Raw genomic sequence first — 14241 nt, 5'->3', positions numbered from 1 at the left:
AACTTTTATAGTTGGCACGCGCATTGCTATCAGGAGAGCAGGAAAGCCTGAACATCAGGCGCGGCTGGCTGAAAGGGAGAGCATAAAAAATGAGTTGGTTAGACGATTTTGACCCGCAAACGGTCGCGCAAAGTCTGGCGCAGGCAACCATCGCCGCCCAGCAATCTCAGCTCAAGACCCAGCAAAACCGGCTTTCGGCGCAGCAAAAAGCGCTGACCACGCTGCGTACTGCGTTAACTGATTTTCAGACTGCGCTGAAAGGTTTTGCCACCAGCGGCAGCAGCGGCGGCATGGTGGTCAACAGCGCCACCGCCAGCCAGGAAGGCTTCGTTTCGCTGAGCGCCAGCAGCTCCGCCCGAAAAGGGCTTTACAACATTAATGTTACGCAGACGGCCAGCGCCGATCAGAAAGCCTTTGAGAATCTGACCGATGCCGATATTGCTGCCGCTGAAGGTTCGATGAAAATCACCATCGCCGACAAAGAGGTGGAGATTGACATGTCCTCCGTCAGTACGTTGTCGGAGCTGCGCGATCGCATCAATGCCGAAAGCGGTGACTCAGGCGCAACGGCTTCTCTGGTGCGGCAGAACGGTAACAACGTGCTGATGATCAGCAGTGATAACACCGGCGCGGCTAATCAGGTGACGCTCTCAGCAACTGACGATACGTTCGCCGCAAAACTGGCAGATGCGACACAAATCTCCACCGCCCGCGACGCGATTATCACCATGGGTGAAGGCGATGGGATGACGTTTACCAGCAGCACCAACACCTTCAGCAACACTATTCCGGGGGTCGAACTGACGGTGATCCGGCCCACCGGCAACGAGCCACTGGTGATCAACGTAGATACCGATGTCTCCAGCTCCAGAGAACAGGCACAGGCGTTTGTGACGGCTTACAACAAGCTGCGCACTCAGCTGGATGAGCTGACCAAAAGCGGCGGTGGGGACAGTTCAGAGAGCCGTGGTGCGCTGGCTGGCGACTCAGGGATCGGCGCGCTGGAGAGCCGACTGAATGCCCTGCTACGCACCAATTTTAATGGTGCAAGGCTCAGCGATTTTGGCATCACACCGGACAGAAATGGGCAGTTAACGCTGGACGGCACCCAGTTCGAAGAGTCGCTGAAAGCAAGACCTGATGCGCTGAACTCACTGTTTGAAGGCACCAACGGCCTGCTGAGCCGCATGGATAAAGAGGGCCTTGATACCTTCCTGAACAGTACCACCGGCACGATTAAGCAGCGGCAGGAAACGCTTGATCGTCAGGGCGAGCAACTGACCACGAAGGAAGCGCAAATCAACAAGCGCTACGAGACCACCTTCAACCGCTACGTGAAAGAGTTTACCAACATGAAAACCATCATCAGCCAGATGAACCAGACGATGGGCATGTTTTTTTAAGCGCTTTGCGCGTGAGTGAGCAACACCCTTTAAGACATGAGGATCGTTTCAATGTACGGAACAGGCAACGACTTTACCCAGTATCAGGACGCCGACCTGGCAATCCGCACCGCAGCCTCCACGCCTCATCAGCTGGTACTGATGCTGTTTACCGGCCTGCTGGACGAACTGACCCGTGCCAAGGGCCACATCCAGGCCCGGCGCTTTGAACGTAAGGCGGGCAGCATCAATAAATGCATCGATATCCTCAATGCGCTGACCAGCGCGCTGGACTTCGACAACGGCGGTGAACTGGCGCTGCGGCTGGCCGGACTTTACGACTACTGCGTTTACCGGCTGTATGACGCCAGTCATCACCTCTCCATCGAGCAGATTGAAGAAGTGGAAAAGATCCTGCGCTCCATCCAGCAGGGCTGGGAAGGGATGGGCGCGTAATGGATCAGCGTATTTTGCAGCTGGGTCAGGCGCTGGAACAGGCCGCTGAGGATGAGAACTGGGATGAAATCCGCCGCCTCGACAGCCGTATCAGCCAGCTTCTGCAGGCCATCCGTCTGCAGGGGAAACAGGATGAGGTTCGCGAGGAAGTCGCGGCGCTTAAGCGCAGCCATCAGCGTGCGGCAAAGATTTGCCGTGAGCAGCATGACATCCTGGAGATGAAGATCCAGCAGCATCAGAAAATACGCGAAGGATTACAGGCATATGCCCTTTTCTCAACCGGTGAGGAGGAGCAGTAATGATGCCGGTGACCTCTTTTACCCCCACGGTCCCTGCCGCGGGGGACAGCCTGCCAGGCATGAACGAACTCCCCGGTCAGGCTGAGGCGATACCCGCACTGATGCCTTTGCTGACGGTGCCGCAGCCTGTCGCGGGGGACGATGAAACCCTGATGCCGATCGCTGATGAAACAACTTCTGACGAACCGCAGGGCGACCCGCAAACGCTCTTGGATCTGCTGCTGACCGATCCCGGTGTGCAGCCGCAGCCGGTAACAGAGCCAGGGCTGACCGTGATTCCGCAACCTGAGCAGAGCAGTCAGCCTCAGCCTGAACTGGCGGCGATAGTGCCGCAGGAAGTCAAGCCTGTTCCCGTGACCCCACTCAGTAACAGCAACCCGGTGATGGATGAAACCCCAACTGCTGATGAGGCCCTGCCGCCAGAGATAGCCGCTCCGCCAGTCACCACACGCTCCGCAGCCGCTGAGCGACCCGCTCAGCCTGCAACGGCGGAAGCGCTGCCTGTCAGCAAAGTGACTCAGCAGGATAAGCAGCCCGGCCAGACCGGGGCCGTAATGCCGCAGAGCCTGCAATATGCCTCAATCTCGCCGCTGCTCAGTGCTGCACTTCAGCGTGAAAACAGCGTTTCCGGCAGCGTACTGCACTTGCCTGCAGCGCATGAAGCGCAGGCCGAAGTGTTGCAAAAGGCCTTAAGCGAAAAGCTGGAGATGCAGATCTCGCAGCAGAGCCAGAAAGCCACCATCCGTCTCGATCCGCCGCAGCTCGGCAAGCTCGATATCACGCTGCATTACGAGGCGGGAAAACTCCAGGTTCAGATTCAGGCGGCACAGCCTGAAATCTACCGCGCACTGCAGCAGGTGAGTGAACAACTGCGCATCAGCCTCAGTGAGCAGAACAACGTTCAGGTGAACGTTCAGGTGTCGTCCCAGAGCGGTGACAGCCGCCAACAACAACGACACCAGTCACAGCCAGATACACCGGTTGCGCAAAACTTTGAAGAGGGTGCGTCCCAAGGGCCGCGCACCGACGGCACAATACTGACAATGGTTTAATCAATGAAAATAAAATCTTTTTTGCTCATTTCACTGCTGGTGCTGGTCGGGGCTGTTGCCACCGCTGCGCTGGTGGTGATTGGTACGACCTGGATGAATCACCGCGAGAAAGGGGAGGACACGTCACCTCTGAGCTTTCTGTCAGCCAAACCGAAACCGCGTGAGCTGCAATTTGTTGAAGTGAAGAACCTGGTGATGACCTTCCGCGATGAACACGCCCGGGAGCACTACCTGCTGCTGGACCTGGCGCTGACCACTCGTGATGACCTGCACTCCCAGCAGACGGAAAATCTGCTGCCCAAAATCAAAGGCTTCACTGTCGATATCTTCAGTTCAATGACTTATGGCGACGTGCGCAGCATGACCGTGCCTGAGCTGCGTCAACTGATGATGGACAGCTATAAGTCGAGCTTCGGCGAAATGAACATGCCGATGCCCTTTGAAGATCTCACCCTTTCAAAAATGGTTTTTCAGTGATGGCACATCAGGAAATGTTTAACGAACTCCCCGCACTGACGGCGGCGGAGGAGAGCCACTACATGCAGCAGTGGCTCCCGCTGGTCAAGCGTATTGTCCGTCAGCTGGCCCCGCAGGCCAATAGCATGATTGACCGTGATGACATCGAGCAAATTGCGCTGATGGGGCTGCTGGAAGCGCTGCGCCGTTATGGTCAGCCCGATGAGCAGTTTGCCGGGTATGCCGCGCAGCGCATTCGTGGTTCGGTGCTGGATCAGTTCCGTCAGCACGACTGGCGCCCGCGCAGCCTGCGGCAGAAAACGCACAAGATCAATGACACCATCCGCGCCATGTCCCGCACTCTGGGACGTGAACCTTCGCCGGAAGAGGTTTGCCGGCAGACCGGAATGACAGCCGAGGACTATCAGGAGTATCTGCTGCTCGACAGTGCGGGAACCATGGAGAGTTTCGACCTGCTGCTTTCCGGTGAGACTCACGGCAACGCCTTCGCCGGTCGCAGGCTGGAAGAGGAGATTGAAACGCAGCGCACGCTGACCAGCGCCATCGAGACGCTCGACGAACGCGAAAAAATCATTCTTAACCTCTATTACCAGCAGGACATGAGCCTGAAAGAGATTTCACTGGTGCTGGGATTAACCGAGGCCCGCGTCTGCCAGCTGAACAAGCGTATCGGCGAAAAGATTAAGGCGTTCTTCTGAGCAATTCATTATGCAAAAACTACTTGGATTGATCATTGTCCTCGGCTGCGTGGTCGGGGGCTTTCTGGAGTCTGGCGGGCGGCTGGCCTCTTTCTGGCAGCCTGGCGAACTGATCATCATCCTCGGCGCAGGTGCCGGGGCGATGGTGATTGCCAACCCGGCCCACGTGCTGAAGGCGATGTGGCGGCAGATAAAATCTGCGGTGCGTAAGGACGAGCAGGGCGGAGCATTTCAGCAGCAACTGTTGCTGATGATGTACGAGTTGCTGGAGCTGGTGCAGGATGGCGGCCTGAAGGCGCTGGATGAACACATTGAAGTACCGGAGAACAGTTCGCTGTTCCAGAAGTATCCGATGATCCTGAAAGACAAAGGATTTATCACTTTCATCTCCGATAACTTCCGCCTGATGGCGATGGGGAAAATCAACGAGCATGAAATGGAGGGGATCCTCGAATCGGAGATTGAAGCGCTGGAAGAGGAGCTGATGGTGCCTTCCCGCTCTTTGCAGCGCACCGCCGAGGCAATGCCGGGCTTTGGTATCTGTGCTGCGGTATTGGGGATCATCATTACCATGCAGTCTATCGACGGCTCGATCGCGCTGATCGGCCTGAAGGTGGCGGCCGCGCTGGTCGGGACTTTCCTTGGGGTGTTCTTCTGTTACTGCCTGATGGATCCGCTGGCTAACGCCATGGAGCAGTGCATGAAAAAGCGCATGACGGTATTTGTCTGTATCCGTACGGTGCTGGTCAATCACGTGGCCGGTAAGCCGACGCTGCTGGCGGTGGATGCCGGGCGCAAAATGCTGCCGCTGGAGAGTAAACCGACTTTTGCAACGCTCGACAGTTGGGTGAACCAGATGAATGAGAGCGGGCGATGAGAAAGGGGGCTCACTCCACCACCATCATCAAGCGCAGTGGGCGTTAACCAGGTGATGATCACTGGCCACACCGATTCAGCTAACTATCACAACAACGCCACGTACAACAACTGGAACCTCTCCGGCGATCGTGCGCTGGCCGCCAGACGTGTCCTCGAGCGGGGTGGACTGGAGCCGCAGCGCGTACTGCAGGTCAATGCCATGGCCGACAACATGCTGCTGGATCCCGACCAGCCTCTCTCTGCCCGCAACCGCCGCATTGAGATTCTGGTACTGACCAAAGCGGCTGCCAACACTCTCTATCAGTTTTATGGTCATCACGGGGTTAACGTCGTTAAACCTGCGGCTGACCGTATCAGGTAAACCTGTCAGGGCCCCTTGAGTTGATTTTTGGCTCAGCCGGTGGGAAATCTACCCACCGGTTATTTCCTGTCTTCCCTCTTGCTTAGCCCCCCAGCACAACACCCGAAGCGCCGGCAGTTGATTTGACTTAAGTTTCATTAAATTAATGTGTTATGTGATCAAAGCCCAGCGGCAGTGATTGCATCTTTACTATCAGGTGCCACAATTAATTAACAAACAACCACCCTGCTTTACCACCAGACAACAGGAGAGGCCGTTATGTTGCCCCATGCTGGTAGCTTACTCACCATGATGTCTTTTGCCGCCGGAACGTTTTCTGCCGGTGCATCATCCAACCCGCAATATATGACCTTCCAGCCTGCCAGCGGCGTGCCCAATAACCCGCTGCCGCTGATTATCTATCCGATGGTTGTGCCGCGAGAAGAGGAAGATATCGCCCGCTATTTTGAAGACCTGTTTGCCCGCAATCAGTGGCTGCCGCGCTGGCGCTATCCTGTTTACCCCTACACTCACTATCACCCGAATACCCATGAGCTGCTTGGCGTGGGGGCCGGGTGGGCGCAGATCCTGTTTGGCGGCGAAACCGGTCGGGCAGTGACGCTGCATGCAGGCGATGCGGTGCTGATCCCGGCTGGCGTGGGGCATCAGCAACTGGCCGCCAGCGATGACTTCTTTGCCGTTGGGGCTTACCCGCGCGGCATGATGCCCGAAACCCTTCGTGACGAGCAGGAGAGGGTGAACCAGTCTATAGTAGAGATTAAACGTGTGCCGATGCCGCAGCAGGACCCAATCACCGGCGGCGAAGGAGCCGTCACTGAAATCTGGCACCCATTAGCTAACGATTAAAGCCTGCTGCGGAACGCACTGTCATGGTGCGTTCCCCTTTCTGCGCTTCCTTCAGGGACAATATCCACCCGTTCTGACAGCCTCGTGGCCTGCAGTATCGCTTGCGTGCTGGCCTCTCATCACGGGTAATCGTGCTGGCACGCTTTGTGCAGATCTCTGATGGGTTCACCGACAGTGGAAGGGAAATCATGAATCAAGGCTATGAATCAGCTTCAGGCTTTTATGATGAAATGCTGCTGGGCGATGGCCAGTATCGCCAGCATTATCGCGACTACTGGCACTGGCTGAAGCAGGCTGACCAGGAGGCCTTCGCCCGCAAGCGGGAAGAGGCCGAACTGCTGTTTCACCGCGTTGGTATCACTTTCAATGTCTACGGACAGGATGGGGGGGCCGAACGCCTGATCCCTTTCGACAGCGTCCCGCGCATTATCCCTGGCAGCGAATGGGTGATGCTGGACAAAGGCATCCGCCAGCGGGTGCAGGCCCTCAACGCATTCCTTCACGATATCTACCACGAGCAGCACATTCTGAAAGCGGGGATCGTCCCGGCGGAGCAGGTGCTGGTTAACGATCAGTATCAACCCTGTATGCAGGGGCTGAACCTGCACCGTGATATTTACGCGCACATTTGTGGCGTGGATATGGTGCGCAACAGCGATGGCGAATACTACGTGCTGGAGGACAATCTGCGCACGCCATCCGGCGTCTCCTACATGCTGGAAAACCGCAAAATGATGATGCGTCTTTACCCGGAGCTGTTTGCGCAGCAGCGCATTGCGCCGGTGGAGCGCTATCCGTCGCATCTGTTGCAGACGCTGCGGGAAAGCTCGCCGGTGAACGATCCGGTGGTGGTTGTGCTGACACCAGGCCGCTTTAACAGCGCCTACTTTGAGCACAGCTTCTTGGCGCAGCAGATGGGCGTGGAGCTGGTGGAAAGTGCTGACCTGTTTGTGAAAGATGGGGCAGTGATGATGCGCACCACTGCCGGACCGTGCAAAGTCGATGTTATCTACCGTCGCGTGGACGATGCCTTCCTCGATCCGCTGGCTTTCCGTGCGGACTCTATGCTCGGCGTACCGGGGCTGCTCTCCGTTTATCGTGCCGGAAATGTGGTGCTGGCTAATGCCATAGGCACCGGCGTGGCGGACGATAAATCCATCTATCCTTACGTACCGGATATGGTGAAGTTCTATCTCTCCGAAGAGCCGATCCTGAATAATGTCCCGACCTGGCAATGCCGCCGTCCCGATGAGCTTTCGTGGGTACTCGCTAACCTGCCGCAACTGGTGGTGAAAGAGGTTCACGGCGCAGGGGGCTATGGCATGCTGATTGGCCCCGTAGCCAGCAAGCAGCAGTTAGAAGAGTTTCGCACGCTGCTGATTGCCCGGCCACAAAACTACATTGCCCAGAACACGCTGGCGCTCTCCACCTGCCCGACATTTGTGGAGCAGGGGCTGGCACCCCGGCATATCGATTTGCGTCCGTTTGCCCTCAGCGGAGCGGAAATCCGCCTGGTGCCGGGGGGCCTGACACGTGTGGCACTGACGGAAGGTTCGCTGGTAGTGAACTCATCGCAGGGCGGTGGCACCAAGGATACCTGGGTTCTGGAGGATGACGCATGCTGAGTCGCACGGCCAGTGGCCTGTACTGGATGGCCCGCTATTTAGAGCGTGCCGAAAACATTGCCCGCGTGCTGGACGTCACCAACCGGCTATCGCTGATGCCGGTGCGCAGCAGCCATGATGACGAGCTGCGGGTACCGCTGAATCTCACCAGCACTGGCGAACTGTTCTGGACGTTAAATGACAAGCTGGCAATGCCACAGTTGTTCAGCTTTTTTGTCCTCGACGATCGTAACCCCGGCAGTATTTTCAGCTGCTGGGAATCGGCCTGGAACAACGCCCATGCGGTGCGTGGCAGCCTCTCGTCCGAAGTGTGGGAGAGCATCAACTCCAGCTGGATAGAGCTGAGGAAACTGCGGCGCAAAGGGATCAACAGCAGCGGAGCGGATGCTTTTTTTGACTGGGTAAAAGAGCGTTCGCATCTGTTTCGTGGCGCGATGTTTGGCACGCTGATGCGCGGCGATGCGATGAGCTTTATTCGCCTCGGTACGCTGCTGGAGCGGGCCGACTGCACGGCGAGGCTGCTGGATGTCACGCGCTATCTCACCGAGCAGGACGAAGATTCGGTGCGGGAATATTACCGCCTCGACACGCTGCTGCGTTCCGTTTCCGCCCGCGAGGCCTATCACACCATTTACAAACAGCAACTGGCCAGCGACAGCGTATCTGAAATGCTGATCCTCCGTGAGGAAAGCCCACGATCGCTGCGATCCTGTGTTGAAGAAATTGGTAATCAGCTGGATTTGATCGGCAGCAGTGGCGAAAACCGTCCCCGCCTGCTGCTTACCGTACTGCATGCCGAACTGCGCTTTAGCAGTTATGAGTCGCTGGTCAGCAAAGGGTTGCACAGCTGGTTACAGCACTTCCTCGCCGATCTGAGCGACATTGCCGGCAGCATTCAACAGACATACCTGGAGGCCAAATGAAACTGGATATCGCCCACAAGACCTGCTTCAGCTACCAGAATCTGGTGAAACAAAGTACCCAATACCTGCGCCTTACGCCGCAGGATTCTATCCATCAGCACATTCTCTCCTGGGATCTGTTGCTGCCTGCGCAGGCGATCTGCACCACTGATACCTTTGGCAACGTGCTCCACGTGCTGACGCTGGACACGCCACATCAGTCGATTGAAATTGAGGCCCGTGGAGTGGTGGAAATCCTTGATGAAGGGGGGACCGCCTCCGATCCGGACAGCACGCTGTCGCCGCTGGTATTTCTGCGAATCACGCCATTAACCCAGCCTGATCGGGCGATAGCTGAGTTTGCCTTGCGCTATTATCGTCCTGAAGCGCCGCTAGCGAGCCTCGAACGCCTGATGGGTGAGCTGCTGCTGAAAATGCCTTATCAGCCGGGCAGCACGATGGTTACCGATACCGCTGCGAAAGTCTTTGCGGCCGGAACCGGGGTTTGCCAGGATCACAGTCATGTGTTCCTGGCCTGTTGCCGCAGCCTGCATATCCCTGCTCGCTATGTGAGCGGTTATCTTTATACTGACACCGTGGAGCATGTGGCGACCCATGCCTGGGTGGAAGCCTGGGTGGACGGCAGCTGGCACAGTTTCGATATTACCAATAATACCCGCAGTACCCGTCAGCACCTGAAGCTGGCGGTCGGGGTGGATTATATGGATGCCTGCCCGGTAAGAGGCATGCGGCTGGGTGGCGGAAGTGAAGACATGTTGGCAGTGGCTGCGGTGCAACTGGTGAATTCGCAGCAGTAAATTTTAATCGGGCAAACTATGACTTACTGTGTGGCAATGCGTTTATCGTCAGGGATGATTTTCGTTTCTGACTCCCGTACCAATGCGGGAGTTGACCATATTTCGTCGTTTCGTAAGCTGCATGTTTTTCAGCAGGAAGATGAGAGGATGCTGGTGCTGCAAAGCGCGGGCAATCTGGCCACCACGCAAAGCGCCCTGAGCCTGCTGCGGCGGGGTTGTTCCGAGCCCGAAAAGCCCAACCTGATGAGCTGTACCAACATGTACGATGTGGCCCTGTTGGTGGGGGAGACGCTGCGTGAGGTGATTAAGCGCGACGGCGAAGAGTTTGGCGGCACGCTGATGCTGGGAGGCCAGATCAAAGGCGAGGAGCCACGGCTGTTCCAGATCTACCCGCAGGGTAATTTCATTGAGGCGAGCACCGACACGCCCTATTTCCAGATTGGTGAAAGCAAATACGGCAAGCCGATTATCGACCGGGTGCTGCGCTTTGACACGCCGCTGGATCAGGCGATGCAGTGCGCGCTGATTTCAATGGATTCGACTCTGGCGAGTAACATTTCGGTCGGGCTGCCGCTGGACGTGATGATGTACCACTCCGACAGCTTCAGCACGGCACAGCAGTACCATATCACCGAAAAGCATCCTTATTTTTCCCAAATCCGCCAGCTCTGGAGTTCGGGGCTGCTCAGCGTCTTTGCCCAACTGCCTCCTTTACAGCTCGACGAATAAATTCTTCCGGCCACCCAGGTTAAGGGCACTTTTCAGGGTGGTCCTGGCTTTCCGCCATGCGCAGCAGCATGCGGTGACCGATATCGTTATCCCAGTTAAAACTGTTTTGCAGCACCACGATAGCCGTCTGGTGCTTCAGATCCATCCCGATATAACTGGCGAATCCGCCGATAAAACCAGACTGATAAAGAATACTCTGGCCGTTGATATTGTTGCTGAGCCACGCCAGCGCGGAAGAGTCGTTTTGCGCTTCTTTAAAACGGATGGTGGTGGCATCTGCAAAGGCGCGATCCAGTGCAGCATCAACGCTGCCGTGCAGATGGGCATCCAGATAGGTCAGCAGATCGTCAGCGCTCGACCACAGCGAGGCCGCACCCACCATGTAGCCGGAGAAATGCCAGTCCGGCACCACTTCTCCGCGTTTCACAAACTTCGGCTGATCCCCCGCATGGCCTCTGGCCCGCCGCGCGTAACCCGGTAATTTTTCCGGCTGGTAGCCTGTGTGTACCATTCGCAGCGGCGCGAGGATTTGCTGGCTGGCAATAGTCTGTGGCGGCTGTCCACTGTGTTTTGTCACCACGTAATCCAGAATGGAATAGCCGAGGTTTGAATACACCACCGAGCGCCGGGATGGTCGCTCAAAATCCTGCAGATAACCGAGGAAATCACCGTCATCCAGGTCGTCATAAAACGGCTGACCGGTAAACAGGTAGTCAGTTAACTTGCGTAGCATATGCAGGGTGGTCATCTGGCGTGGCAGGCCAGAAGTATGGGTGGCGAGCTGCTGCAGGGTAATCTGGCTGGCATCCTCGCTCAGTGGCACCTGACTGCCGAGCAGGCTGCGCAGCGTGCTGTTCCAGCTCAGTTTGCCCTGATCCACCAGCAGTGCGGCACTCTCTGCGGTAAATCCTTTGGTCACCGAACCGACGGCAAACAGCGTGTCGCCGTTCACGGCAATGCGGCGGTTGTTATCAGTAAAACCATAGCTGAACACCTGCCGCTGGCGGTCGGGATGCAGAATCGCCACCACAATTCCCGGCGTGTGATGCTGCGCAATCAGTGGTTCGGCGAGGGCATCAATCTGCTGTTTCAGAGGGACGTGACAGGTCGCTTTCAGGCTGGCCTGAGGAGAGAGATCGATACTGTTGCTGGACAGTGAGGCACAGCCACTGAGCAGTAAGGAAAGCAGCACGGCAGTGGGAAACGTATTTTTATTACAGAGAGCCATACTGATAATTTCAACTGCCGCGTGGTATTTAGCATTAAAAGCAGAATATAAGCGGAGGCAAGCCACGAAGCAAGCATTTGCAGCTGAGGGAGTTCAATCTGTAGTGAATGCATTTGTGTTATCGATCCCATATTCATTAAAAATACCGAAAATCACTTATTCCCTTTTTATTTGTGAGGGTAAGTTAGTGGTGGATTAACAAAACGGAGTTTGTTTGTGACGTGGGAATACGTTCAATATAGCGGTGAAATGAAGCGAAATGGTGTCGATTTCGCCAATGGCTACAGCGGAAAACCTGAGGCGAGGAATGATGCATCTAAAAAAAATCTCTCAAACACAGGGCCGATACCAAGAAAATACTGGCGAATTGTCGGTTATAACAAACGATAAGGACCCTGGACTGTAATGTTGGCACCCATATCAGGAACAAACACTTTTGGTCGCAGCGCTTTTCTTATTCATGGCGATAATTCTCAAACAGTGGGCAGTAGTTAAGAAGGTTGCATCGTTATTAATGGGGCGCATTTAAAGAAGGCTATTGCTACATCCGGTGACACTATGCTGGTGGCCGGATGAAAATTATTATTCTGTTTCTTTTTTATGTTGTTTTTTTTGTGCTGTAGCAGCACAACAAACTTTATCGCGCAGTGACCATTGGTCAGACGTTAAAAAAGGTCGAATTAAAATTTTATCGTATCAACGCGGCTGGTCAGGAGGTTAACTATTTTAATACTCTGTTGGAGAACGTCAGGGAGGTTAATATTTTGCCAATAATTTTAGTTAAAAATGACCTGCCACTCCTCGCGTGGCAATACGGTGAAGCCGGTAATCATCAACGCTGAGAGCAGGGAGCTGTTGGCGGGATCGGCCACCGTTTTCCGCAGGCCGTTGCGCAGCGCTTCGACCGTTGTGGCTGGCGTCTGAGCAGACGTTATCAGCGGCAGGCCGGGAACGCTGGCGGTTTGGCCGATGATTTTCAGGCCTCTGAGCTCCTGAGGAAAATCCCGCAGCAGCAGCGCCCAGGAGATGCAGTCGATGGCGGCAATATCAGCTTCACCGCGTCGCAGCAGGGCCACAGAAGAGCGATGTCCGCCCGAGGCGACGGTGCGGGAGAAAAAGGCCGGACCACCGGTCATCTTCATTATGCTGTGGTAACCAGACTGGGAGTCGGAGCTGTTAAATGCCAGCACCTCCCCGCGAAACTGTTCCAGCACATCCTGACCATCCTCGCGCACCACCAGCCAGCTTCGGTAGTTGGCTTCTTCACATCCCGGGGCTGAAAAGAGAAAAGCGCCTACGACCTGAACATCCGGCAGCGTGGTCATCAGCGGAAAACCGCAGGTCTGGCTCAGCAGCAGATCGGTACGCTGCCAGTGCGGCAGCAGGTGAGCAGGCCAGCTCAGGGTGGCTGGCAGGGACGGAGAAGGGATCGCCGCTTTCAGCCGCTGCCAGAAAGCTTCCATCGTCTGCGGGCTGAAGGGGTACATCGGCAGTGATACTGTCATTATCGCTCCTGAACGGGTCGGCAAAAGGGTGAACATTGACCTCGACCGGCGTGAACAGGTGCGCTTTAAGCAGGGTGCCGTAACCGTCGACCACAAAGCCTTCGCTGCGCTGCTGATACTTCTCTCTGTCCGCCAGATACACTTCACGCAGGCCATACCAGGGCAAGCCTGGCAGGTCGTGATGTACCAGATGATAGTTCAGATTCATAAACAGCAGCCGCCAGAATGGCCCGGCCTCATTCAGCGCCGAGCGAGCTTCAGGATGCTCTTCCGCGCGATGCTCATAGAACGAGCGAATTTTGGTCAGGCTCAGGCCGGGATAACCTACCGCCAGCAAATACCACAGCGTTGAAATGCCATGCAGGTGTAGCCAGTAAAACACGCCTGCCAACAGCACCGCGTGGTTCAGCCACATCAGCTGTTCGCGCCGGTCGCTGTTGCGCATTTTGCTCAGTGCATCTTTTGCCGTTCCGATGATATCCAGCAACGGACCAAGCAGCACGCGACCCGCCAGCGTATTGCGCACAGCGGCTAGCAGCGGGAACAGGCGGGGATAGCGCTGCCATTGCGACGCGCTGTAATAGTAAGTCTCAGGATCGTAATCCGGCAGCGTCAGGTGTTCATTACGGTGATGCTGCAGGTGTGAATCCCGATACAGTCGATACGGATACCAAATCGCCAGCGGAAGCTGTCCCAGCAGCTGATTCACTCTGGCCCAGCGTGTGGGATGTCCGTGGATCAACTCATGCTGCAGCGACATATACCAGGCGGTCACCAGTACCATCAGCGGCGTGGCGCTGAGCGCCCCCAGCCACTGCCAGGCCGCGACCAGCCCAAACCAGCCACCATAAACGCATGCCATCACGCACCAGGTCGGCAATTCGCTGCGCCAGATCCAGTGTGATGACCGCAGCTTAATCGCCGCGCGCTGTTGTGCGTTCAGATAGTGGGCCATGAATAATCTCCCGGAAAAGGAGGGTTCAG

General features: G+C 56.1%; 15 protein-coding genes and 2 pseudogenes. 14 read left to right on the top strand and 3 right to left on the bottom strand.

All coding sequences use genetic code 11. The features are described 5' to 3' along the window. The first annotated feature begins 89 nt into the window (after positions 1 to 89). The 13 genes and pseudogenes from fliD to AC3Y5R_RS09385 all read left to right on the top strand — a co-directional run bounded on the left by fliD (position 90) and on the right by AC3Y5R_RS09385 (position 10524). Positions 90 to 1403: a flagellar filament capping protein FliD gene (fliD, locus tag AC3Y5R_RS09445; RefSeq protein ID WP_489921109.1), complete on the top strand. Its 1314-nt coding sequence runs from the start codon at positions 90 to 92 to the stop codon at positions 1401 to 1403. 51 nt (positions 1404 to 1454) lie between these two features. Then, positions 1455 to 1838: a flagellar export chaperone FliS gene (fliS, locus tag AC3Y5R_RS09440; protein WP_489921108.1), complete on the top strand. Its 384-nt coding sequence runs from the start codon at positions 1455 to 1457 to the stop codon at positions 1836 to 1838. Next, a complete protein-coding gene (locus AC3Y5R_RS09435) occupies positions 1838 to 2137 on the top strand; it encodes a hypothetical protein (protein WP_158784534.1) in 300 nt (99 codons plus the stop codon). The genes fliS and AC3Y5R_RS09435 overlap by 1 nt, the downstream gene beginning before the upstream one ends. After that, complete coding sequence (locus tag AC3Y5R_RS09430; protein WP_489921107.1) at positions 2137 to 3189, top strand: flagellar hook-length control protein FliK; 1053 nt, start codon at positions 2137 to 2139, stop codon at positions 3187 to 3189. Before AC3Y5R_RS09435 ends, AC3Y5R_RS09430 begins: the two co-directional genes overlap by 1 nt. A gap of 3 nt (positions 3190 to 3192) precedes the next feature. Further along, entirely contained in the window at positions 3193 to 3666 is a 474-nt protein-coding gene (locus AC3Y5R_RS09425) for a flagellar basal body-associated FliL family protein (RefSeq protein WP_158784536.1), read from the top strand. 14 nt (positions 3667 to 3680) lie between these two features. Then, positions 3681 to 4364 (top strand): FliA/WhiG family RNA polymerase sigma factor, encoded by a 684-nt coding sequence (locus AC3Y5R_RS09420; protein ID WP_489921106.1) that lies wholly within the window; start codon positions 3681 to 3683, stop codon positions 4362 to 4364. A 10-nt stretch (positions 4365 to 4374) separates the two neighbouring features. After that, a complete protein-coding gene (gene motA / locus AC3Y5R_RS09415; protein ID WP_489921105.1) occupies positions 4375 to 5241 on the top strand; it encodes a flagellar motor stator protein MotA in 867 nt (288 codons plus the stop codon). 45 nt (positions 5242 to 5286) lie between these two features. Next, a pseudogene (locus AC3Y5R_RS09410) lies at positions 5287 to 5604 on the top strand (OmpA family protein); the annotation flags it as partial. Positions 5605 to 5862: 258 nt separating this feature from the next. Next, positions 5863 to 6450 (top strand): cupin domain-containing protein, encoded by a 588-nt coding sequence (locus AC3Y5R_RS09405; RefSeq protein ID WP_158784540.1) that lies wholly within the window; start codon positions 5863 to 5865, stop codon positions 6448 to 6450. Between the two features lie 188 nt (positions 6451 to 6638). Then, positions 6639 to 8075: a circularly permuted type 2 ATP-grasp protein gene (locus tag AC3Y5R_RS09400; RefSeq protein WP_489921104.1), complete on the top strand. Its 1437-nt coding sequence runs from the start codon at positions 6639 to 6641 to the stop codon at positions 8073 to 8075. Beyond that, entirely contained in the window at positions 8069 to 8998 is a 930-nt protein-coding gene (locus AC3Y5R_RS09395; RefSeq protein ID WP_489921103.1) for an alpha-E domain-containing protein, read from the top strand. Before AC3Y5R_RS09400 ends, AC3Y5R_RS09395 begins: the two co-directional genes overlap by 7 nt. Next, positions 8995 to 9795, top strand: coding sequence for a transglutaminase family protein (locus AC3Y5R_RS09390; protein ID WP_489921102.1), 801 nt, complete (start codon positions 8995 to 8997; stop codon positions 9793 to 9795). Before AC3Y5R_RS09395 ends, AC3Y5R_RS09390 begins: the two co-directional genes overlap by 4 nt. A gap of 18 nt (positions 9796 to 9813) precedes the next feature. Further along, the gene (locus AC3Y5R_RS09385; protein WP_489921101.1) at positions 9814 to 10524 is read left to right on the top strand and encodes a proteasome-type protease; all 711 of its coding nucleotides are present in this window, start codon (positions 9814 to 9816) and stop codon (positions 10522 to 10524) included. A 19-nt stretch (positions 10525 to 10543) separates the two neighbouring features. On the opposite strand, the gene AC3Y5R_RS09380 is transcribed toward AC3Y5R_RS09385, so the two are convergent. After that, a complete protein-coding gene (locus AC3Y5R_RS09380) occupies positions 10544 to 11752 on the bottom strand; it encodes a serine hydrolase domain-containing protein (RefSeq protein WP_489921100.1) in 1209 nt (402 codons plus the stop codon). Positions 11753 to 12387: 635 nt separating this feature from the next. Here AC3Y5R_RS09380 and AC3Y5R_RS09375 point away from each other — a divergent pair. Beyond that, a pseudogene (locus AC3Y5R_RS09375) lies at positions 12388 to 12522 on the top strand (type VI secretion system tube protein Hcp); the annotation flags it as partial. A 6-nt stretch (positions 12523 to 12528) separates the two neighbouring features. Here the strand turns inward: AC3Y5R_RS09375 and AC3Y5R_RS09370 are convergent. Both AC3Y5R_RS09370 and AC3Y5R_RS09365 read right to left on the bottom strand, forming a co-directional pair. After that, positions 12529 to 13077: a phosphate/phosphite/phosphonate ABC transporter substrate-binding protein gene (locus tag AC3Y5R_RS09370; protein ID WP_489921099.1), complete on the bottom strand. Its 549-nt coding sequence runs from the start codon at positions 13075 to 13077 to the stop codon at positions 12529 to 12531. Then, positions 13016 to 14212: a fatty acid desaturase gene (locus AC3Y5R_RS09365; protein ID WP_489921098.1), complete on the bottom strand. Its 1197-nt coding sequence runs from the start codon at positions 14210 to 14212 to the stop codon at positions 13016 to 13018. Before AC3Y5R_RS09365 ends, AC3Y5R_RS09370 begins: the two co-directional genes overlap by 62 nt. Between the last annotated feature and the right edge of the window lie 29 nt (positions 14213 to 14241).

The sequence above is a fragment of the Erwinia sp. 009765445 genome, from assembly GCF_058137865.1.
Note: the sequence above shows the minus strand (reverse complement) of the source record. Positions and strands in the feature narration are given on the sequence as shown.